General features: G+C 36.3%; 23 protein-coding genes and 3 pseudogenes. 20 read left to right on the top strand and 6 right to left on the bottom strand.

The window, feature by feature from the left end; translation table 11 throughout:
- Positions 1 to 111: 111 nt before the first annotated feature.
- Positions 112 to 1,425, bottom strand: a complete 1,314-nt coding sequence (ltrA, locus tag BVG17_RS00890) for a group II intron reverse transcriptase/maturase (RefSeq protein WP_143688734.1) — start codon at positions 1,423 to 1,425, stop codon at positions 112 to 114.
- Between the two features lie 578 nt (positions 1,426 to 2,003).
- Between ltrA (BVG17_RS00890) and BVG17_RS00880 the strand changes: the two genes are divergently transcribed.
- The 10 genes and pseudogenes from BVG17_RS00880 to BVG17_RS00840 all read left to right on the top strand — a co-directional run.
- Positions 2,004 to 2,570 carry a hypothetical protein gene (locus BVG17_RS00880; RefSeq protein WP_241654109.1) on the top strand — a complete coding sequence of 189 codons (567 nt, stop codon included), beginning with the start codon at positions 2,004 to 2,006 and terminating at the stop codon, positions 2,568 to 2,570.
- 636 nt (positions 2,571 to 3,206) lie between these two features.
- The gene (locus BVG17_RS00875; RefSeq protein WP_143688771.1) at positions 3,207 to 3,662 is read left to right on the top strand and encodes a crossover junction endodeoxyribonuclease RuvC; all 456 of its coding nucleotides are present in this window, start codon (positions 3,207 to 3,209) and stop codon (positions 3,660 to 3,662) included.
- Positions 3,663 to 3,764: 102 nt separating this feature from the next.
- Positions 3,765 to 4,997: a DNA modification methylase gene (locus tag BVG17_RS00870; protein ID WP_143688770.1), complete on the top strand. Its 1,233-nt coding sequence runs from the start codon at positions 3,765 to 3,767 to the stop codon at positions 4,995 to 4,997.
- Positions 4,994 to 5,473, top strand: coding sequence for a hypothetical protein (locus BVG17_RS00865; RefSeq protein ID WP_143688769.1), 480 nt, complete (start codon positions 4,994 to 4,996; stop codon positions 5,471 to 5,473). The genes BVG17_RS00870 and BVG17_RS00865 overlap by 4 nt, the downstream gene beginning before the upstream one ends.
- A 3-nt stretch (positions 5,474 to 5,476) precedes the next feature.
- Complete coding sequence (locus BVG17_RS00860) at positions 5,477 to 6,961, top strand: ankyrin repeat domain-containing protein (RefSeq protein WP_143688768.1); 1,485 nt, start codon at positions 5,477 to 5,479, stop codon at positions 6,959 to 6,961.
- Positions 6,958 to 8,781, top strand: a complete 1,824-nt coding sequence (locus BVG17_RS00855; RefSeq protein ID WP_143688923.1) for a phage terminase large subunit family protein — start codon at positions 6,958 to 6,960, stop codon at positions 8,779 to 8,781. Before BVG17_RS00860 ends, BVG17_RS00855 begins: the two co-directional genes overlap by 4 nt.
- Positions 8,782 to 8,784: 3 nt before the next feature.
- A complete protein-coding gene (locus BVG17_RS00850) occupies positions 8,785 to 9,000 on the top strand; it encodes a gpW family head-tail joining protein (RefSeq protein WP_143688767.1) in 216 nt (71 codons plus the stop codon).
- Positions 8,997 to 9,191, top strand: a complete 195-nt coding sequence (locus BVG17_RS09360; RefSeq protein WP_241654108.1) for a hypothetical protein — start codon at positions 8,997 to 8,999, stop codon at positions 9,189 to 9,191. The genes BVG17_RS00850 and BVG17_RS09360 overlap by 4 nt, the downstream gene beginning before the upstream one ends.
- Positions 9,175 to 9,702: a glycoside hydrolase family 25 protein gene (locus BVG17_RS00845; protein WP_241654107.1), complete on the top strand. Its 528-nt coding sequence runs from the start codon at positions 9,175 to 9,177 to the stop codon at positions 9,700 to 9,702. The genes BVG17_RS09360 and BVG17_RS00845 overlap by 17 nt, the downstream gene beginning before the upstream one ends.
- A pseudogene (locus BVG17_RS00840) lies at positions 9,696 to 10,670 on the top strand (phage portal protein); the annotation flags it as partial. The gene BVG17_RS00845 and the pseudogene BVG17_RS00840, both read left to right, overlap by 7 nt.
- 4 nt (positions 10,671 to 10,674) lie before the next feature.
- Here BVG17_RS00840 and BVG17_RS00835 read toward each other — a convergent pair.
- From BVG17_RS00835 to BVG17_RS00820, 5 genes and pseudogenes are all read right to left on the bottom strand, one after another.
- Complete coding sequence (locus BVG17_RS00835) at positions 10,675 to 12,021, bottom strand: IS110 family RNA-guided transposase (RefSeq protein WP_143688718.1); 1,347 nt, start codon at positions 12,019 to 12,021, stop codon at positions 10,675 to 10,677.
- A gap of 37 nt (positions 12,022 to 12,058) precedes the next feature.
- Positions 12,059 to 12,343 carry a hypothetical protein gene (locus BVG17_RS09355; protein ID WP_241654092.1) on the bottom strand — a complete coding sequence of 95 codons (285 nt, stop codon included), beginning with the start codon at positions 12,341 to 12,343 and terminating at the stop codon, positions 12,059 to 12,061.
- Between the two features lie 7 nt (positions 12,344 to 12,350).
- Positions 12,351 to 12,863, bottom strand: a complete 513-nt coding sequence (locus tag BVG17_RS00830; RefSeq protein ID WP_241654091.1) for a hypothetical protein — start codon at positions 12,861 to 12,863, stop codon at positions 12,351 to 12,353.
- 131 nt (positions 12,864 to 12,994) lie between these two features.
- A complete protein-coding gene (locus tag BVG17_RS00825; RefSeq protein WP_063630414.1) occupies positions 12,995 to 13,549 on the bottom strand; it encodes a hypothetical protein in 555 nt (184 codons plus the stop codon).
- Positions 13,550 to 13,623: 74 nt separating this feature from the next.
- Positions 13,624 to 13,866, bottom strand: a pseudogene (locus BVG17_RS00820) (phage major capsid protein); the annotation flags it as partial.
- 378 nt (positions 13,867 to 14,244) lie between these two features.
- Between BVG17_RS00820 and BVG17_RS09920 the strand changes: the two are divergent.
- The 10 genes and pseudogenes from BVG17_RS09920 (at position 14,245) to BVG17_RS00775 (ending at position 20,181) form a co-directional block, all read left to right on the top strand.
- The gene (locus BVG17_RS09920; RefSeq protein WP_255447004.1) at positions 14,245 to 14,367 is read left to right on the top strand and encodes a hypothetical protein; all 123 of its coding nucleotides are present in this window, start codon (positions 14,245 to 14,247) and stop codon (positions 14,365 to 14,367) included.
- Positions 14,368 to 14,410: 43 nt separating this feature from the next.
- Complete coding sequence (gene ltrA / locus BVG17_RS00815) at positions 14,411 to 15,637, top strand: group II intron reverse transcriptase/maturase (RefSeq protein ID WP_143688717.1); 1,227 nt, start codon at positions 14,411 to 14,413, stop codon at positions 15,635 to 15,637.
- Positions 15,631 to 16,929, top strand: coding sequence for a recombinase zinc beta ribbon domain-containing protein (locus tag BVG17_RS00810; protein WP_143688766.1), 1,299 nt, complete (start codon positions 15,631 to 15,633; stop codon positions 16,927 to 16,929). The genes ltrA (BVG17_RS00815) and BVG17_RS00810 overlap by 7 nt, the downstream gene beginning before the upstream one ends.
- 138 nt (positions 16,930 to 17,067) lie before the next feature.
- Positions 17,068 to 17,382 carry a head-tail joining protein gene (locus tag BVG17_RS00805; RefSeq protein WP_143688715.1) on the top strand — a complete coding sequence of 105 codons (315 nt, stop codon included), beginning with the start codon at positions 17,068 to 17,070 and terminating at the stop codon, positions 17,380 to 17,382.
- The gene (locus BVG17_RS00800; RefSeq protein ID WP_143688765.1) at positions 17,375 to 17,887 is read left to right on the top strand and encodes a phage tail protein; all 513 of its coding nucleotides are present in this window, start codon (positions 17,375 to 17,377) and stop codon (positions 17,885 to 17,887) included. The genes BVG17_RS00805 and BVG17_RS00800 overlap by 8 nt, the downstream gene beginning before the upstream one ends.
- Entirely contained in the window at positions 17,884 to 18,357 is a 474-nt protein-coding gene (locus BVG17_RS00795; RefSeq protein ID WP_143688713.1) for a hypothetical protein, read from the top strand. The genes BVG17_RS00800 and BVG17_RS00795 overlap by 4 nt, the downstream gene beginning before the upstream one ends.
- A pseudogene (locus tag BVG17_RS00790) lies at positions 18,344 to 18,764 on the top strand (phage baseplate assembly protein V). The gene BVG17_RS00795 and the pseudogene BVG17_RS00790 overlap by 14 nt, the downstream one beginning before the upstream one ends.
- 1 nt (position 18,765) lies before the next feature.
- Positions 18,766 to 19,020, top strand: coding sequence for a PAAR domain-containing protein (locus tag BVG17_RS00785; RefSeq protein ID WP_143688712.1), 255 nt, complete (start codon positions 18,766 to 18,768; stop codon positions 19,018 to 19,020).
- Positions 19,021 to 19,042: 22 nt separating this feature from the next.
- Positions 19,043 to 19,378 (top strand): GPW/gp25 family protein, encoded by a 336-nt coding sequence (locus BVG17_RS00780; protein WP_143688711.1) that lies wholly within the window; start codon positions 19,043 to 19,045, stop codon positions 19,376 to 19,378.
- 2 nt (positions 19,379 to 19,380) lie between these two features.
- Entirely contained in the window at positions 19,381 to 20,181 is an 801-nt protein-coding gene (locus BVG17_RS00775) for a baseplate assembly protein (RefSeq protein ID WP_143688710.1), read from the top strand.
- The last annotated feature ends 20 nt before the right edge of the window (positions 20,182 to 20,201 follow it).

The following is a 20,201-nucleotide window of genomic DNA, read 5'->3' as shown; positions in this document are numbered from 1 at the left end:
GTCTGGTAGAGACTTATGACCTTGAAAACCAGCGATTTGGTCTCTTAATCATAGTCCCCCCAAAAGAACCGTGCTTGCGGATTTCCCGCACACGGCTCCACAATACAGCGTTCACACTAGTGCTCCTGTGTACAAAGAAGCATATATCTTTGGCTTTGGTAGTGGATTTATTTTTAAATAGTATGTAAACTGTTCCCAATCCATACTTTTCTTGTGACTACGTCGGTTTATCCACTTAAATGCTAGCTTTGTTATCGGTCGATAGAATTGAATCAAACACCGATAATTTCCGCTAACTCCGAAGTAGCTATAGTGTCCTGTTACTTTGGCTTTAAGTTTCTGCCACCAATCTTTGAGACAGATACGACTTCGTACCATCTTCAACCACTCTTTGATTTCTTTAATCTTTCTGGCTAGGCTTATTTTTGAAGTTTTCTGCTTCATCATAAGTTTACCATTACGACTTTTTCCACAATAATGTGTAAATCCTAGAAAGTTGAAGCTAGCCGTCCTACGTTTCTCTCTTTCTGCTTGATACCATTCTTTCTTACCAAACTTTACTATTTTTGTTTTATTTTCAGCTATTTCCAACCCAAATTTACTTAGTCTTTGTTTCAGTAATTCTAGAAATTCTTTTGTGTCTTCTTCCCTCTCGCAGCCAACTACAAAATCGTCGCAAAACCTTATTAGCTGTATATATCCTCTGGCTTTTGGCTTAAATTTCTTTTCAAACCATAAGTCCAGCACATAGTGTAAGTATATATTAGCTAATACAGGACTTACTATACCACCTTGTGGTGTGCCTTGATCGGTTGCTTTATAACATCCAACTTCGACTATTCCTGCCTTTAGAAATCGTTTTATTAACCACAATAAATTTGGGTCAGCTATTCGTTCCCTTAGACAATTCATTAGCCATTTATGTTGAACATTATCAAAGAACTTCTTGATATCCACTTCTACAATATAGTTAATTGGTTTGTGCATAACTGCTTTATCTAGAGCGTTTATCGCCTGATGACAATTTCTTCCTGGTCGAAATCCATACGAGCTGTCCATAAAGTTTGCTTCATAAATATTTTCTAATATCTTCTTTAGCATTACCTGTACCAACTTATCTTCAGTTGATGGTATTCCGAGGCCGCGCTTCTCTTTGCTCCCGGCTTTGGGTATGTATACCCTTTTCACTGGTTGCGGTTGATATTGTTTTCTCTTCATACTATCCACTAGTGTTTTAAGTTTCTCTTCTAGATTTTCTCCATAAGCTTCCACTGTCACACGATCTATACCACAAGCCTTGTTGCGTTTTAGTTCCTTGTAACACTCTGCAAGATTCTCTTCATTAATCAAATGAACTAGCGATGTAAATTTTACTCGCTTATCTTGCTTAGCCCTTACTGCTATCTGGTTTAGTTTTCCTTGCATACTCCTCCAATCTCTGTTGTATTGGTATAGCAATCCCTATACCAGTCACTATATTGCTAACCGCTTCCCCTTGTATGTGGCTTTCCCACACTCCGAGTACTATCAGTTAGTCCGACTTCCTTTGCATCTTCCTCCAGTCCTCGCCTTTATTGACTTGTTCCAGAGTACCCTTACAGGAATACAAAGGATCTCCCAAGTTCACGTAAGGTCCCTCTCAACACATGACGCGGCCTTCGATCCCGACGGGGTGAGTAATACCTTGCCTTAGCGTTATTACCCATGCTGCCTTCCACCAAATGTAAAGTGTCGGCCCCCATGACGCGTGAATTACGGGACTCAATACCTTCACTTTCGTTGCACCCTATGTTGTCCATTCCATTAGCTTTACTACGCTCGTTACCTTACGCAGCATAATGGTTTGTTCCAGGCTGCTGGCTAAGCTTTACCCGTGTTGGATTTTCACCAACTGTTCCTTACGCACTTCTTGGCGCACACAATTTGTCACCCCCCTTGAAATTAAAACAAAAGGTGGTAAACAGAATGTTAATTGTACAAATGTTGAGGGGTTGTTTCGTATTTTGCAGTCTATTCCTTCCAAAAGAGTTGAACAATTTAAACGTTGGCTTGCAAAAGTCGGGTATGAAAGGCTACAAGAATATGAAAATCCTGAGCTTGCACTCAAACGAATCTATGCCGATTATGCTGCAAAAGGGTACCCTCAAGAATGGATACAAAAGAGAATAGAATCAACAGCTGTCAGAAATCAACTAACAAAAGAATGGGGTAATAGAAATATATCTGACCACAATAACAAGTATATTGAAGGTAGGGAATACGCAATATTGACAGACGTAATTTCTGAGGGAACATTTGGAGTAAAAACAAAGCATCATAAGGAAATAAAAGGCTTGAAGAAACAGCCTTTAAGAGATCATATGACGCCGATTGAGCTAATTTTCAATATGCTAGGAGAACAGGCTACCATTGATGAAATAAAAGATAAAGATGCGCAGGGTTATAATAAAAATTTAGAAGCGGCAAAGGAAGGAGGTAAGAACGCAGGCACAGCAAGAGAGGCATTTGAAAAAGCTAGAGGTGTGAAAGTCGTTTCTTCAGATAACTTTTTAAAGAGGATTAAAGATTAAAGTTCTCACTATGAGAAATCTCTGAATTTTATGATTTAAAACGTTTTAGAAGGTTATTATAGCGTTATCTCTGATTTAGATAGTTTGTTTTGTATGCTTTTACCAAAACACTCATGTAATTTCTGAGCTGCATTAAAATTATTTTAACTTTTTTTTAGAAAATCCCGGAAAAAGTAGTAAGAAATCCGGTATATATATAATAGAAGGGCTATAGTTTGTGGATGCGCTTCAAATACAAAAGCTTTAAGTGTCAATTCAAAACTCGGCAAACAAACATTGAGTATACTTGTATTTTTTTAGATGAGGTAAAAACTCCATTTTAAAGATGGATGTAAAATATAGCACTGCGTAAAAGAACGAGTGTAGCACCCTTTAAAACTTAATTAAATGGCATTCTTAGTAACCTTACTACTATAGAACAAATCTTCATGTAAGTCTAACACGATTTTTATCCTTTGCAAAAAAAATTGAACAGTTTTCGTAATTTTGGTGAATATATATAACAAGAAAACAACTTTCTGCAGTAGCACATAATTCTCGTTGTTGGCCTACAAAAACCTATGAATTTCTAGTGTATTTTGCAGAAACCAGACGATATTTTGGAGTAAGTGCTACTTGTAATTTTAATAATAGCAAATGTCAATTCTAACACTCGACCTCGGCAAACAAACGGGCTGGGCAATTCTTACAGATGGAATAATTGAAAGTGGAAGCAAAAGTTTTCATGGTAGCCGGTTTAGCGGAGGTGGTATGTGCTTCTTGAATTTTCGTAATTGGCTTAATTCTTTGAAGGACATTTCTGCAGTGTATTTTGAGGAAGTAAGAAGACACTTAGGAACTGATGCAGCGCATTGTTATGGCGGTTTTCTCGCAGTTCTGTCTGCTTGGTGTGAAGAGAACAATATTCCCTACCAAGGTGTTAATGTTAAAACTATAAAACGCTTTATAACAGGCAAAGGCAATGCAAGTAAGAGTGAAGTTATTGAAGCGATACGTGAAAAAAGTTTTTTACCTAGAGATGATAATGAGGCCGATGCTTTGGCATTAATGTTCTATATTAGTAAAGATTTTAACACATTAAAAATACAGTAAAAGTGGGTCCTTTCGGCCATAATGGCGGGTTTGGTGGGTTCGACCCCAGGCCTTCTTTAGCGTCAGAGATATTTTAAATATTAACTTTTTAACTATCAAGATATGAATTTAGCAATCCACTATTATCCTACTCAAGATCTCATCGAATATGAGCGTAATCCACGTAAAAATGACGATGTGGTCAACAGAATGTGCGCTTCTATTCGAGAATTCGGCTTTCGTATACCAATAGTTGCAAAAAGCGATGGAACTGTGGTTGATGGTCATTTAAGACTTAAAGCAGCAAGAAAACTTGGTATAGAAAGTATTCCTGTGGTTTTAAGTGATAATTTAAATGAACCACAAACTAAAGCTTTTCGGTTACTTGCCAATCAATCAGCTAACTGGGCAAAATGGGACGATGATCTTTTGAAGGTGGAAATTCAAGAATTAGAAGATTTGCAGTTTGATCTTAAAATGACTGGATTTGAGCTAGAAAAAGTTCAACATTTCCTTGATGACTTAGATGGTGAAAAAGAAGATTTTTCTGACTTGGTTGGTGATGAAAAAAGGGTAGAAATAACAAAACCAGGGGATTTATGGATTTTAGGTGATCATAGAATCTATTGTGGTGATAGCTCTGTAGTTGAATCATATAAAGCGCTGTTAGATGATAAAATGGCAGACATTACTGTTTGTGATCCTCCATATAACGTTGATTATGGTAGCAGTCAAGAAAGAGAGGATAAAAAGATACTAAACGATAATCAAGGTGAAAAGTATGAGCTTTTTCTCTATGATATTTGTACTCATATTTTAGCATATACGAAAGGTGCTATTTATATCTGTATATCATCATCAGAATTTTCGACGTTACAAAAAGTATTTGAAGAAGCAGGTGGTCGTTGGTCAACATTCATCATTTGGGCAAAGAATCACTTTACGCTAGGAAGGTCTGATTATCAAAGACAATACGAAGCAATGCTCTATGGATGGAAAAGCGGTAATAAACGTGAGTGGCATGGCGGTAGAAATCAAAGTGATCTGTGGTTTTATGACAAGCCAACGCACAATACACTACATCCAACGATGAAGCCAGTAGAGCTAATGGAAAGAGCAATAGTAAACAGCAGTAGACCAGGAGATATAGTACTTGATCCATTTAGCGGCTCTGGAAGTACACTAATTGCCTGTGAGAGGACAGGAAGAATCTGCAGAACAATAGAGCTAGATCCCAGGTTTGTAGATGTAACGATAAAGCGTTGGCAAGTGTATACAGGCAGGGAGGCAATTCTTTCTGGTGCTGGTAAAACTTTTCAAGAGATTCAAGAAGAAAAAAAGGAGCAAAAAAAGTGAAATTAATAACACAAACAGAATGGGCAAGAGAACAAGGATTTTCAAAGCAATATGTCTGTTATTTAGTAAAAAAAGGAATAGTTGAGTTGGAGGATGGTTTGATCAATAGAGAACAAGCAAATGAAGCGGTGGCAGCAATAAGAGATCCAAGTCAGCCACTTAGGAGGAAAAATCCAGAAAACGAAAATACAAATAACCTTTCTACAATGTTGCTAAAAACGCGAATAAAAAATGAGATGGAACGTGGTAAATTGCTTGAGGCAAAAGCTAAGGCTGAAATAGGAGAACTTGTAGCAGTAGAGGAAGTAAAGCGCGATGCATTTAACGTAGCAAGAGTTGTCCGTAATAATTTGCTTAATATTCCAAATAGAGTTTCAGCACTGCTTGCATCACTGAGTGACACTGAAAAAATTCATGGAACATTGACCGAGGAAATTACAAACTCACTTGAAGAGTTATCTAATATTAAATTTTAAATAATGGCTGATAACTTAAGTTTGGAGTTAATAAAGTGTCTCATTAATCAACCTGGATTAGATGTTAATGTCAGAGGATTAAATGGAAAGACACCACTACATTGTGCTATAGAATTTGATGAATTAAGCATGGTGGATTTGTTACTCACGAAGAAGAACATTAATCCTTTTGTGGAAGATAATGAAGGTAAAACATCTCTTGATTACGCCAAAGAAGAGAAAAAAGCAGAAATATTACAAGCGCTAATTAATAACAAGTACGGGTCAGAACAAGATAGCTTACTTCATTTAGCTGCAATGATAGGTGAAGTTAATGCAGTTAGATATTTGATAGGAAAAGGTATTGACGTTAATGTACGAAATGCTTTGCATCATACGCCATTACATCTAGCAGCAGGGATAGGACATGGAAATGTTGTCAAAATTTTAGTAAAAGAAGGAAATGCTGAAATAGATGTCTTTGATGCACGAAATCAGACACCAATGCACTATGCAGTTAATAACAAAAAGTTAGAGATAGTAAAGTTACTGCTAAAGCTTGGAGCAGATGTAAATAGCGCACGTATAGGGCAAAACTCAATGAAATTGTCGCCTGTGCATATAGCTGTAAGTAATACTAATTATGATGAAAGAGACTTATGTCTTGATATCCTCAAATCCTTAATAAAGGAGCCTAATGCTCAAGTCAATTTGCAAGACTACGAAAATAAAACACCACTACATTATGCTGAAAGACTCAAAACAATAGAAGTTTTACTAACGCGAGAAGATATAGATCCATTGGTAAAAGACGATAGCGGCAAGACACCATTTGATTACGCTAAACCTGAGATAAAGAAGGCTTTGGTGAGTAATAAATACGGTTCTGAAAAGAATAGTCTACTCCATTTAGCTGCACAAAGAGGAGAAATTGAGATTGTAGAATCTATTTTAAAGGAAGAAATCGATATTGATATTGTAAATAATAAAGGTCTATCACCGATTTACCTTGCTGCAGAAAAAGGACATTTACATGTAGTAAAATTACTACTGAAAAAAGGAGCAAATTATACACCTGTTTTGCACTTAGCAATCAAATCAAATAATTTGGAGTTACTTAAAGTTTTATTTACTGAAAAAAATGGGTCATTGCTCTGCAGAGATACCGTTATTAATTTTCCAACCCTTCATAATAAATATATAGCACAGAGAGAAATAGCAGATAAAAGGATGAAAAAACATAATAATATTATCTGCATCTGTATTACAGTTAGCGCAGTAGCAATGGCAGCATATATAGGTTTAACAGCAACAACAATAAGCAGTGCAATCATTTTTGCAACAACAACAGGGATATTTGCGCTTATTATAGCACTAATGATAAGTGAGATGAGCAAAAGATATATAGAAAAGGAATTTCAGAAAAAGATGTTTATGGAACTGGAGGAGTGTAGTTCTACTATTAATGATGTTGAGTTAGAATCAATTATGAGTAGATGCAGACAATGATATATGCTAGAGCTTTTTCTGAAGGTTTAAAACCAGATCCCCAGCTTAAAGTATCAGAGTGGGCAAATGAGTATCGAGTTTTAGCGCCAACTGCAGCATCAGAGCCAGGCAAATGGAGAACAGAGAGAACTCCTTATTTAAAAGAAATAATGGATTCACTATCTCCATCTTCGTCAGCGGAGAAAGTAGTATTCATGAAAGGAGCGCAGATTGGGGGAACAGAAGCTGGCAACAATTGGATTGGCTATATCATCGATCAAACACCAGGACCAATGCTAGTAGTACAGCCAACAGTCGAAATGGGAAAACGTTGGTCGAAGGGAAGATTTGCACCGTTGATAGAGAGTACACCATGTTTAAAGAGTAAAGTAAAAGACCCAAGATCAAGAGACTCAGGCAATACTGTACAAAGTAAGGAGTTTCCAGGTGGAATAGTAGTAATAACTGGAGCGAATAGCAGTGTAGGACTTAGATCCATGCCAGTAAAATATCTCTTTCTTGATGAAATAGATGCCTATCCAGGAGATTCAGGAGGAGAAGGTGATCCAGTACTGCTCAGTATTGCTCGAACTAATACATTTGCACGTCGAAAGATTTTTTTAGTATCAACACCAACGATTCATGGAATAAGCAGAATTGAGAAGGAGTTTGAAGCAACAGATAAGAGATATTTTTTTGTACCATGTCCGCATTGTAATTACTATCAAGTTCTAAAATGGTCACAAATAAAATGGGAAAATAACGACTCAAGAACAGCACATTATGTCTGCACTGAATGTAGCGGCAAAATAGAAAATCATCAAAAGACAGAGATGCTAGAACGTGGAGAATGGAGAGCTACAGAGGCAAAAGAAGGTGAGAAAAAAGGATTTCATCTTTCAAGTCTTTATAGTCCAGTTGGCTGGTATAGTTGGCAACAAGCAGTAGAGGACTTTCTCCATGCAAAGGAAAGTGAACAATTACTGAAAGTTTGGATAAATACCACGCTTGGAGAAACCTGGGTAGATAAAGGAGAAGTACCGGACTGGAAGCAATTATTTAACAGGAGAGAATTTTTTCAGATTGGCACAGTACCAAAAGGCGAAGTAGTTCTCACAGCAGGAGTAGATGTTCAAAAAGATCGCTTGGAAGTAGAAGTTGTAGCCTGGGGAAAAGGCAGAGAAAATTGGTCAATAGACTACCGAGTATTTGAAGGAGATACAGGAAGTGGAGAAGTATGGGGAAAGCTTTCGGAGCTTCTGAGTCATCATTTTATCGGTGAAAATGGGCTTGAATATATGATAAGTATGATGGCAGTAGATGCTGGATATGCAACGCAAGAAGTATACAATTGGATAAGAGGTCATCAAGGCTGTGGAAGAGTAATGGCAGTCAAAGGTGTAAATAAAGCTCTAGTACCACTTAGCAGTCCAAGCAGAGTAGATATAACAGTTGGTGGGCAAAAGCTGAAAAGAGGAATAAAGCTCTGGCCAGTAGGAGTATCAATATTAAAGTCAGAACTTTTTCAATTACTTAATGTTTTAAAAGAAGAAGAGAAAGTGCCAGCAGGGTATTGTCATTTTCCCGAGTATGCACCTGAGTATTTTAAGCAGCTAACGGCAGAGCAGTTAGTCAGCAAGGTAGTAAAGGGATACACCAAACAGGAGTGGCAAAAGGTAAGAGAAAGAAATGAAGTGCTAGATTGCCGAATTTATGCAAGAGCTGCATCTATTGCGCTTGGAATTGATAGGTGGCAAGAAAATAAATGGAATAGTTTAAGTGAAAAACCAGAAAGTAAAAAATCAAAGAAAATAGTGAAAAGTAAGTGGATCAGCAAGTAGTAAATGTATAACGAAGAGTATTTAGTTCAAATTGAAGAAGCGATAAAGAAGCTGCAAAACGGAGAGCGAGTGGTATCAATTGCATATGGTGACCATGTGGTGAGATATGCAGAAGTAGATATAAATGATTTACTAAGCTTAAGACAACGAATTAAAGTTGAGCTAAAGATTGCTGGAAAGAGGAAAATTGTTTTTGCTACTAATAAGGGAATTATATGAGAGAATATCAAAATTTTCTGAAACAATTAAAGTATGTAATAGTCAATAGTGGTGTATTAGAAAAAGAAGGTAAATGTAAGAAAATAGCTGATTTATCAAATAAAGTATATGCGAATGCAGTAGTAGACCTATCACATTGGAATGCAGATGTAAATTTTAAGCTAGTCAAAGAAGATGGAATATTGGGATAAGGCAACTCAAGGATTAAAATTTGTAGATCTAAAGTACGCAGAGAGAAGAAAAATTGCTGAAGAAGAAGGACTTCTGTATGGCGCATACCATTTTGGAGTAGGAGAAAACGTAAAAGACCAAGCTGAGCATTTTTTAGAGACAGTAAGCGATAGTTCTAAAGTTCTACTTGCTCTAGATATAGAAGAAAACAAAAATGGAGAAAACATAACACCAAAACAGGCGGAAGATTTTGTTACTAGAGTTCAAGAAAGAACTAATCGCTTACCATTAATTTGCGGAGGAGCTTATTTTCTAAAAGATTTTGCTACACCAATTTTAACTGAGTGTACACTATGGAAAATAAGATGGTCTAAACTACCAAAAGGATGGAATAAGTGGGTTTTGTGGCAATATACTAATGGTCAAATGGGACCTGAACCGCATTCAGTAAGAGGAAGAGGACCATGTGATAGAAGTAAATTTAATGGAACGTTAGAAGAATTAAGAAATTTTTGGTTATCAGGATGTTAAAGACCTTAAAACAACTATTTAGTAAGCAAAAAATCAAAAGTTCTGCATGGGATGCAGCAGGCTCAGGAAGAAGGGTAATGTATTGGCAAGGAGAAGCGGGAAGCATAAATAATTTGCTGTCTCAAAACCTTGAAACTTTACGTAGCCGCTCTCGTGATATGGTAAGAAAAAATCCATATGCAGCAAATATTATTGATACAATAGTAAGTAACTCTATTGGAACAGGAATAAAACCGCAATCAAAAGCAAGAGATGGAGAATTTCGAAAGAAGGTGCAAGAATTATGGCTAAAATGGACAGATGAAGCAGATAGCTGTGGAATAAGTGATTTTTATGGATTACAAGCTCTAGTATGCAGAAGTATGATAGAGGGAGGAGAATGTTTTGTACGTCTGCGGATCCGAAAACCTGAAGATGGTCTGTGTGTACCTCTGCAATTACAAGTACTTGAATCTGAACATTTAGATAATAAAACAAATCAAACTTTAGCAAATGGTAACATAATCCGTAATGGCATTGAGTTTAACAGGCTTGGGCAAAGAGAAGCATATTACTTATTTAGAGAACATCCAGGAGAAGGCTCATTTGGCGAATCAGTTAGAGTACCAGCAAACGATGTTTTACATATCTATAAACCACTGAGACCTGGGCAAATTAGAGGAGAGCCATGGCTTTCGAGTATACTGCTAAAGCTCTATGAACTTGATCAATATGATGATGCAGAGCTAGTCAGAAAGAAAACGGCAGCAATGTTTGCTGGGTTTATTACACGACTTGACCCTGAAGCAAATATAATGGGTGAAGGTGAAGCAAATGAACATGGGGTAGCTTTATCAGGACTTGAACCTGGAACTATGCAGCTACTTGACCCAGGAGAGGACATAAAATTTTCAGAACCATCGGACGTTGGGGGAAGTTATGAAGCATTTATGAGACAGCAACTGAGGGCAATAGCGATTGGTACAGGANCTCCTAAGAAACTCCATTAATCAACTCTTCTTGTTGAACTAGTGTGTAGCCAAACTCCTGCGCTTTCTTGATCAAATTTTTCACAATTTTCTCTTTGTAGCGTGTTTCATAATAACTCATTCCTTTTTCCACATACTCTTGTCCATACTTCAACATTTGGTAAAAAATACATGCTAATTTTCTTGCTGTGGCAGTAATTGCTTTTATTGCTCCTAGCCGTCTTTTTAATCTCCTACAATATGCACCTAATGCACTTGTGCTATTTCCCACAGCATAAGCAGCCATTCGCAGGGCATTTGTAGCGCGATTAATGACTTTACGAGTTTTTGTCCCAAATACTTTTTCTCCTGTGATCTTGTTAGCAGGGCTAAGTACTAACCATGAAGTAAAGTGCTTTTCTGATTGCCACTTATTATGGTTAATGCCAACTTCTGAAATAATAGTTTGTACAGTTAGTATATCAAATCCAGGAATTTTAGTAAAATCTATTCCGGTTATCCTATACAATTTCTCACGCAAGGTGAAGTTTGGTCTGCCTCTTCTAGACTTGTTTTTTTCCTTACCTAACTCTCTACTCTCATCGGACTTTGTTTCAAATGTTTTATAGTAATTTTCTATGCTTTTATCACATTCAGTTATTTGCTCTTGAAAAAAAGTATATGCTGTATATTCTTGTTTCAGTACAAATAAATGTTCTTCTCTATAATCGCCTGTTAATGCTTTTGCTATAGTAGCTTTGTCGTTCTTCATATTCACACTTCTGAATTCAGCTAGCTTCTCGGGATTCTTTTCACCTTCTACTATTGCTTTAATAATTTGCATTCCTGTGACGCCAGTGATATCGCTTATTACTTTATGTAAATGAATATTCATTTGTACCAACGCCTTTTGCATACGATTAATATGTGTAGCAGCATTTTCAATTAAGTTTTTACGTTGCCGCACATAACTACGCAATACACACATTTGATTATCTGGCCTAAATGATCCTTCGATTAACCCATAACTGTGTAGTTGTTGAAGCCATTGGCAGTCCTGGACATCTGACTTTCTTCCAGGTACATTTTTTACATGTCTTGCATTTGCAAGTTTTACTTCAAGTCCATATGATTCAAGTACTTGAAACAAAGGAATCCAGTACACTCCGGTTGACTCCATGGCTACTGTAGTAACTTCACACTTTTTTAGCCATTTTGCTATGTTATGAAGGTCCTCTGTAAAGCAGCTAAATTTTTGTATATGCTGTTCATCACTTCCTTCTGGTACACACACATAATGTATAGCCGAACCAACATCTATTCCTGCTGCGTTAGGGTTCATTATTTCTAATTTACTTTTTGTTTTTTTCATGGTAACTCCTTCATATAATTTATAGCAGGGAAACGCTTCAGCTTGGGACGGTTGATATAATACAATCTCCTAACCGAGGTAGTCTAAGGACTCCATCAATGATTTGACCGTTCCTCCAAAACCATGCTAAACGACGGGCACTTATGGCACCAGTGAAGATTCCGGTTATAACTGCATGAGGCGCTTCCTTCACAACTATACTTAAAACTACTAGAAACTTAAATTGATGAGTTTCTTCCTGGTTTGACAGATTCATTTTGTTCGATGCTATACGGTAAGTGTTATCTTTTTTACTCTGAATTTTATTAAGATTTAAATACACACCATTTTCATTCTTTTTTTGTTACTTCTTCTATAAGTACATTTTTGATCTCACTCAAGCCATTATCATTACCAACGATTTTATATTCATTTTTACCGCACTTTACATATACAAGTAGTTTAATCAATGAACTAGATTGAGCACTGAGACGATTGAGATTTGTATACTCTCCTTCTGCTAAAGGTTTATTTAATGAAAGAAAGAATTGGTTATCCTTAAATTTAATCTCACCTACTGCTTTAGGTTCATCATTTAATCTTTCTGGAAAATTTTCTGCTGGCTCGACGTTTATATCTGTTTTAGATACAGATTCTTCAGTCTCATTTTGCATAGGGGTGCTAACAGTTGGACTTTTATTTACATTCTCATCTGAAGGTCTCTTTGGTGATATATTTTTTTGAGCAGCATTTGCTTTACTGCTAAATAACCAATTCCAACCTGATGAAATTTTTCTTGCAATCCATGAAATTCCTGTACGATCAGCAATCGACTGAAAAAAGTTTTTTATACTTTTCCACATACTTTACTCCTTAAATTAATAATTTAATTATTATATATAAAATTTAATTTGTCAATTTTCCCTGTGGAGAAAACTTATAAAGAAAAAAAGAGCACCAAAGGAGGTGCTCTTTTGTGAAGAAAAGATACTCTTTAGAAAGTTGGTATAATAAGTTTTGACTTCATAAGTTGTTCTTTAGATGGATTATTTATGAACTTACTAGGTTCTTCTGAGCTTAGTACCTTGCTATCACTTGCAGGCACTTTAGATGTAGAACTTGCAAATTCAGGTTTCTTAGTTAGAGTTACAATATTCCTACCATTTAAACCCAATATCCTTTTCATGCCGTCTAACTCGTTAGACGAAGCTTTTTTTTCCTGTACCGAGGTTACTAAAAAGGTACAAAAATTATGTTGAGAATCAATGCAATTTTCATAAGTGATTTTTGGTCCAGTGAATCCAATATTTCTATAATCCATAGATTCTGCTATATCCTTGGTCCTTATATGGATTACTAACCGCTCACTCTTATCTTCTTCAATAGCACAAGAAAAATTGGCTTCACCATTTATTAGTTTCATTACCACATCTTTTCTCGTCAGAATCTTTTTATCCGATTGACCAGACCACAAGTTCTTAATGCTGTCCCAGCCTGATAAAATTTTTCCTGCAATCGACTGAAAAAAGTTTTTTATTTTTTCTAACATATTTTACTCCTTAAATTAATAATAATTTAATTATTACATAAAAAGTATAATATGTCAACTATTTCATAAAAATTTTAGTACTTGCTCGCAATTTTCAACAATTTAATAGCACTGGTGTTGACAACCTCCCCACCGACACGCTTAGTGACAAAAAATCTAACATAAGGTTTGTTTGTATAAGGGTCTCTAAGTATTCTCATTCCTCTGTTATCTACGATCTTATAAGCTTGTTTGAAATCTGCTACTGCAATCATTGTAGGTGGCATATCAGCAGATTGATATACCGGTATTCCCATTAAAGTATCTGGTGTTTCAAGGTGTGCCGTAGAGACACAAAGAATGCTTAAAAATGAGCAAACTAAGTGCAAAGCTGCACAATAGATGAGGGTGGGCCCCTCGAAGTCGGTTTGCAAGAATAGGCTTCAAACAGCCATAAGCTGCTGTGGTAAAGAGCTATGGTAGTGAGCGTTATGGAAAAGGTGCAATTATGCATCATGTGTAAAATAGAGAGGCGAATGAAAATGAACCACTGATGAAGTGTCGAAATTCCAAAGACGACGTCAAAACCATGGGCTCTTGAATCTCTTGGGATAAACCTATCAGGAACTTGTTTACTGGATAGGTGGCGTCCGGCATAGAGGTGGCGTGAATCTATTTTAGGCTATTGTGTGGAACTGCGGGAACCTGTCGTTTCGATGATAAGGGAGAAATTCGAGGAGCTAAACTCTAAGGATGAGAGTACCGATGCGGAAAACAGGGGCGGATCGGCTCGTAGTAGTGAAGAAGTTTCTGTAATGGAAATGGAGCGAAGGGGCTGAGTTATTTAGTTTTAATTATTTATCAACCGAAAGGGAGGAGTTAATGAATAAAACAAAGTCTTTTGATATACCGAAGCAACTTATTTGGAGAGCTTATAAACAAGTATCGAAAAATAAAGGTGCTGCAGGTGTAGATGAGGTTTCGATAACAAAGTTTGAGGAAAATCTAAAAGATAATCTGTACAAACTATGGAATCGGATGTCATCCGGAAGTTATTTTCCAGAGCCAGTAAAAGCTGTGGCAATACCGAAGGATACGGGAGGAGGACAAAGAATTTTAGGTGTTCCTTCAGTATTCGACAGGATAGGGCAAACGGCAGCTTCTATGTATCTTGAGCCGCTAGTAGAGCCAAAATTCCACGAGGATTCATATGGTTATAGACCGAATAAATCTGCACTGGATGCGGTAGATACAGCACGCAAGAGATGCTGGAGGTACGATTGGACGATAGATCTTGATATAACCGGATTTTTCGACAATCTGGATCACGAATTAGTTTTACAAGCTATCAAGAAACATACAAACTGCAAATGGGTCATACTGTATGTTGAGAGGTGGATGAAAGCCCCTATTCAACAAGCAGATGGCACTAGGGAAGTGAGGAATAAGGGAGTTCCGCAAGGAGGTTCTGTAAGCCCAATCATTTCTAACATATTTATGCATCATGCGTTTGATATGTGGATGAGGCAAAACTACCCCACAATACCATTTGAAAGGTATGTTGATGATGCAATACTGCACTGCAAAACTAAGAGACAGGCAGACTTTATGAGAGTAAAGATTGAAGAAAGATTGGCTGAGTATAAGCTAAAGTTGCATCCTGAAAAGACACGGATAGTGTACTGTAAGAATAGCAACAGGAAGAATACATTTCCTATACAAAGCTTTGATTTTCTAGGATATACCTTTAGACCTAGAGGAGCAAAGAGCAAAATAGGGGAATATTTTGTTGGATTTCTACCTGCAATTAGCAATAAGGCCAAGAAAAAGATCACTCAAACCATAAGGTCATGGAAAATACATAGATTTACAGGAAAGAAGTTGGAGGAAATATCAAAGGAAGTAAATCCAATAGTCAGAGGCTGGTGTCAGTATTATGGCAGGTTTTACCAAACGGAGATGTATAAACTTCTTAATAATGTAGAGCGGCATCTAGAAAAGTGGGTAAGTAAGAAATATCTGATTGGAAAAAGACTAGCAAGGAAACTTCTAGGAAAAATGAGAACAGAAAATCCGAATACTTTTTACCACTGGAGGTTGGTATGGTAATCAAAGTACTGAATAATGGGAGCTGTGTGAATCGAGAGGTTCATGCACAGTTCTGTGAGGGGCTGGTGGGGAAGTTCCACTGGTCTACTCGACTAATAGATAAATATCCAGCTTATATAGATTGGGAAAGTTTTATAAAAATTCAGACAATGCTAAAAGATAATTATCCAGAATATATGCATGGAAAAACACGCGGAATACCTAGAAAAGGAGCCTTGTTATTGCATGGAATAATCTATTGTGGAGAATGTGGATACAAAATGATAGTGAAGTACAAAAAAGGAAACCAATATATATGTAATCACTCGTACAAACATGGTCTTGAACCTATATGTCAAAGTTTACCTGCTGATGCTATTGACAATGAAGTAGTTCCTAAATTTTTTGAAGCACTTAGTCAAATTGAGTTGGATGCTTATACCAAAGCTATTGATTCACAGTTACAATCTGAACAAGCAATTAATAAAGTACGTTTGCAACAATTAGAACGCTTAAGATATCAAGCTAAGCTGGCAGAACGACAATTTAATCAAGTTGATCCTGATAATCGTCTTGTGGCTGCAGAACTTGAAAAGCGTTGGGAACAAGCATTGAGTGACCTGAAGGATGCGGAGGTTATATTTGAACGTCAACATCCAAAAAAACCTACTCCTCAATTATCTGAGGAACTGAAAGAGGTATTTCTAGATATAGGTAGGAAATTACCTGAAATTTGGTATAAACCAGTTCTGTCACATCAACAACAAAAATCTTTTCTCCGTTGCATAATTGACAAGGTAGTAGCGCACCGAATTAAACGTGATTGCTTACAAATACGTATTGTATGGCATGGTGGAGAAACTACCACTTTTCAGATTCCTATTTCAGTGAATTCTTTTCGTGAATTAACCAACGCAACAGAAATGGAACAACTTATAGTAAAGCTAAGCAAAGATGACAAAACAGATATAGAAATTGCTCAGTACCTGGAAAAACAAGGATATCGCTCTCCCAAGAAGAACACTGTTTTAAAAAGTACAGTAGAAAGGATTCGATTAAAAAATAATATTTCTCAAAAAAAGTATCATCCACTTCCCATCGAAGTACCTGGCTACCTTACTATTTCGCAAGTTGCAAAAATCCTTAAAGTTTCTAGGCATTGGCTTTATGATAGAATTAATAACGGTAAAATTAAAATACAAAAAGATACTAGTAAAGCTAATTGCAAATATTTATTTGAGGATAAATCAGAAACTATTAGAATGTTAATAGATTTTAAAAATGGTAAACTCAACATCATAAATTTTTTATAGGAGCATCAATATGAACGATCAGTAAAAGTCGCTATAGCATAACATGCTGGCAGAGTAATTACAAGTTGGTGAGGCACAGAACGACTCTACCGGTATGCGCTTTCTTAGCATGTAAAGGTTAGTATATCAAAAAGAAATATGCAAGAGAATATTAAGCGATTATTGGAGGATTGTTTTAAGCATCTAGGAGTGGAAGCCATATATTGTAATCGAAATAAGGAGGGTATTCGTAGAATAAAAGTGCTAATAAAACGTCCTGAGACTACGTACTCTCTAGGTGCAGATGGAGCATTAACTCAGCAAATTGCTGTAGAAATACGTGATCAGGACGTTACTTCCTTTAGCATAGGTGATTATATCAAGATTGAAAAAAGGTTCTACAAGATTTTTGAACCACCGTTGAAAGATTCTTCAGGTAAAATATTAAAAATTGAGGCAATAGAAAGTGTTTGATATAAAAACTAGTAACAATATTAATGAAATAATCTCCAATGTTGAAAGAAAAGAGCAGAAAATAAAACTGGCAGCTATAAAAGCGTTAAACAAAACGGCACTATGGCTAAAATTGAAGACAGCAAAAGAAATTAGTGAGGAAAAGAAGATAAAATTAAGTTTGATAAGAAAGAGATTAAGAATTTTTAAAGCAAAAACAAGCAGATTAGAAGTGTTAATTAGAGCAAATCTCTACGACATTAGAGCATCGACAATTGGTAAAATACAAAAAACAAGAAGAGGATCGAAAGTAGGAAAGCATGAGTTTATAGGAGGATTTGCAGCAGTTATGCCAAAAGGAAATAGCGGTATTTTTAAGCGTGAAGGAAGAACAGCCCTGCCAATAAAGGAAATTAAGTTGCCACTAGAACCTGAGGCTTCAAGGATAATAGGAAATCTTGTTAATTATGAGGTTGAGGAAGTATTTACAAAATTTTTTGAACGTCAATTGAGCTATAAAGGATGAATTTGAAAGATTTACATCAAGCAATTTGCAGCACACTGAAGGAAGAAATACCGGCTATACAGACATGTGAAATTTATCCAGCAATAAGAAAAGAATTAGTAGCGCCAGCGGTGTTTGTAGAACTAGTAAGTTTAGAACCAGGTAAAGATGCAGGTACTGAAGAATTAGCATTGAAAGCCAGGTTTGAAGCACGAATTGTAGTTGATAGCACAATAGAAAATGCACCTATTATTGTCAGATCATTAGCAGCAGAAGTAGCAAGGGTAGTAAATAAAAATACTTGGAACGTGGAAAATGTTTCACCAGGAGAATTTATCTCTTCAGAAATTGACGGATTTAGGCCAGAGCTCGATGCATATTTAGTATGGATGGTGGATTGGGTGCACGAGTTGCATGCGGGTAAATCAGTATGGTCAACTGGCATAATGCCACATGTTATTGAGATAGGTGAAGTTTATGTTAGACCATAGTTTTGCAATTTCAGAGCTGAATAGGAAGCTAGCAAACGTTAGTAAGAGTTAAAATAGGAGAATTTTTAACAGATTATTTACCATGGATAACGAGCAAAGCAGGAAAAGATAGAGATTGGTCTCCTCCAGATATTGATGAGCAAGTAGTTATACTTTCCCCGCTGGGAGAATTATCTTTAGGAGTAGTACTTCCTGGAATATATCAACAAAAGTACTCTGCACCAGAAAATAAAAAAGAGGTGAGTAGCTTAACATTTCAAGATGGAACAAAGTTGTCATACGATAAAGATAAACATCATTTAGAGATTGAAGTAGTAGATAAAATAACACTGAAAGCTGGGGAATCGAGTATAGAAATGACAAAAAGTGGAATAAAACTGAAAGGAAGTAGAATAGATTTAAATTGACATGAGAAGAGCTATAGTTTGTACAGGTGATAATTGTAATGGAGTACCTATTCATGTTTGCGTAAGCGGGAGTAAAGATGTGCGTATTAATGGTAGATCTGTCTGTCGTAGAAGTGATACATTAACTATGGGAGAGACACTAACACAAGGATCAAACAGCGTATTTGTAAATGGTATTGGTGTAGCGAGAACAGGTGATGTGGCGTCCTGTAGTTTTCAAGTAGTAAGTAAAAATCAAAGTGTGTTTTCAAAATAAAAAAAATTAAAGTAGTCGAAAAATGAGAGGAATGGATGCTAAAACAGGGAAAGAATTAGAAGGAATAGAACATCTGAAACAATCAATAATTGATATATTAACCACTCCTATTAACAGTAGAATCATGAGAAGGGATTATGGGTCTAGGCTATTTGAATTAGTGGATAAACCAATCAGTAGAGATTTAACTTTGGAAATCTATGCAGCAACAGCAGAAGCACTGGGGAAATTTGAGAAGAGATTTAAGTTAGAAAAAGTAAAGATTGCTGAAGCTAAAGAAGGAAAAATGACTCTTGTACTTGAAGGTATGTATCTTTCAGAAGGCAAATTCATAGGTATTAGTGGAATAGTTGTTTAGAAATGCAGACATCTAATATTATTGAAAAACTAAGCTATGAGGAAATATTTTCAAGAATGAAGGAAGAGTTAGTCCGTAGAGATGAAACCTTTTCAGCGTTAGTAGAATCCGATCCAGCGATAAAGATTCTGGAGGTAGCAGCCTGGCGAGAACTTTTGCTCAGACAAAGGATGAACGAAGCAGTAAAGAGTAATTTACTGAAATTTGCAAGGGGAGAAGATCTTGATAATTTGGCTGAATTTTATGGAGTAGAGAGAGAAAAAGAAGAAGAGGATGAAAGATTTAGAAAGAGGGTAAAAGCAAAAATAGCAGGTTGGTCAACAGGAGGAAGTAAGGAATATTATAAATATCATGCACTGTCAGCAGATAGTAGAGTAAAAGATGCACTAGTAGAATCACCTATACCAGGAAAAGTACAAATTTCAATCTTATCAACACAATTATCCACAACTGGCATGGTGTCAGAAGAGCTACTAGAAATTGTAAAAAAGCAGGTTACTAGAGATGATATAAGGGTTTTAACAGATACGATAACAGTAATTGGTTGCAATATTACGGAAATAGATATTCACAGCAGAATGAGCATAAGTCCTGTAATATCGAAGGAGGAAATCAAGAAGCAGTTTATTGAGAAGTTTGAAGCAAATAGAAGGCTGGGATGGAATGTTACAAGATCATGGATAATAGCCAATTTATTTGTAGATGGTGTAGAAAACGTAGAATTAATCGAGCCAAAAGAGGATGTTGTAGTATTGGGGAATGAGTGTGCAGTGCTTGGCCATGTCAAGTTAGATAGGATTTAAAACGTATTTTTTTGTTTTGT

Source organism: Wolbachia endosymbiont of Laodelphax striatellus (genome assembly GCF_007115015.1).
Taxonomy (GTDB): Bacteria; Pseudomonadota; Alphaproteobacteria; order Rickettsiales; family Anaplasmataceae; genus Wolbachia.
This window is presented reverse-complemented; position numbering and strand designations above follow the sequence as displayed.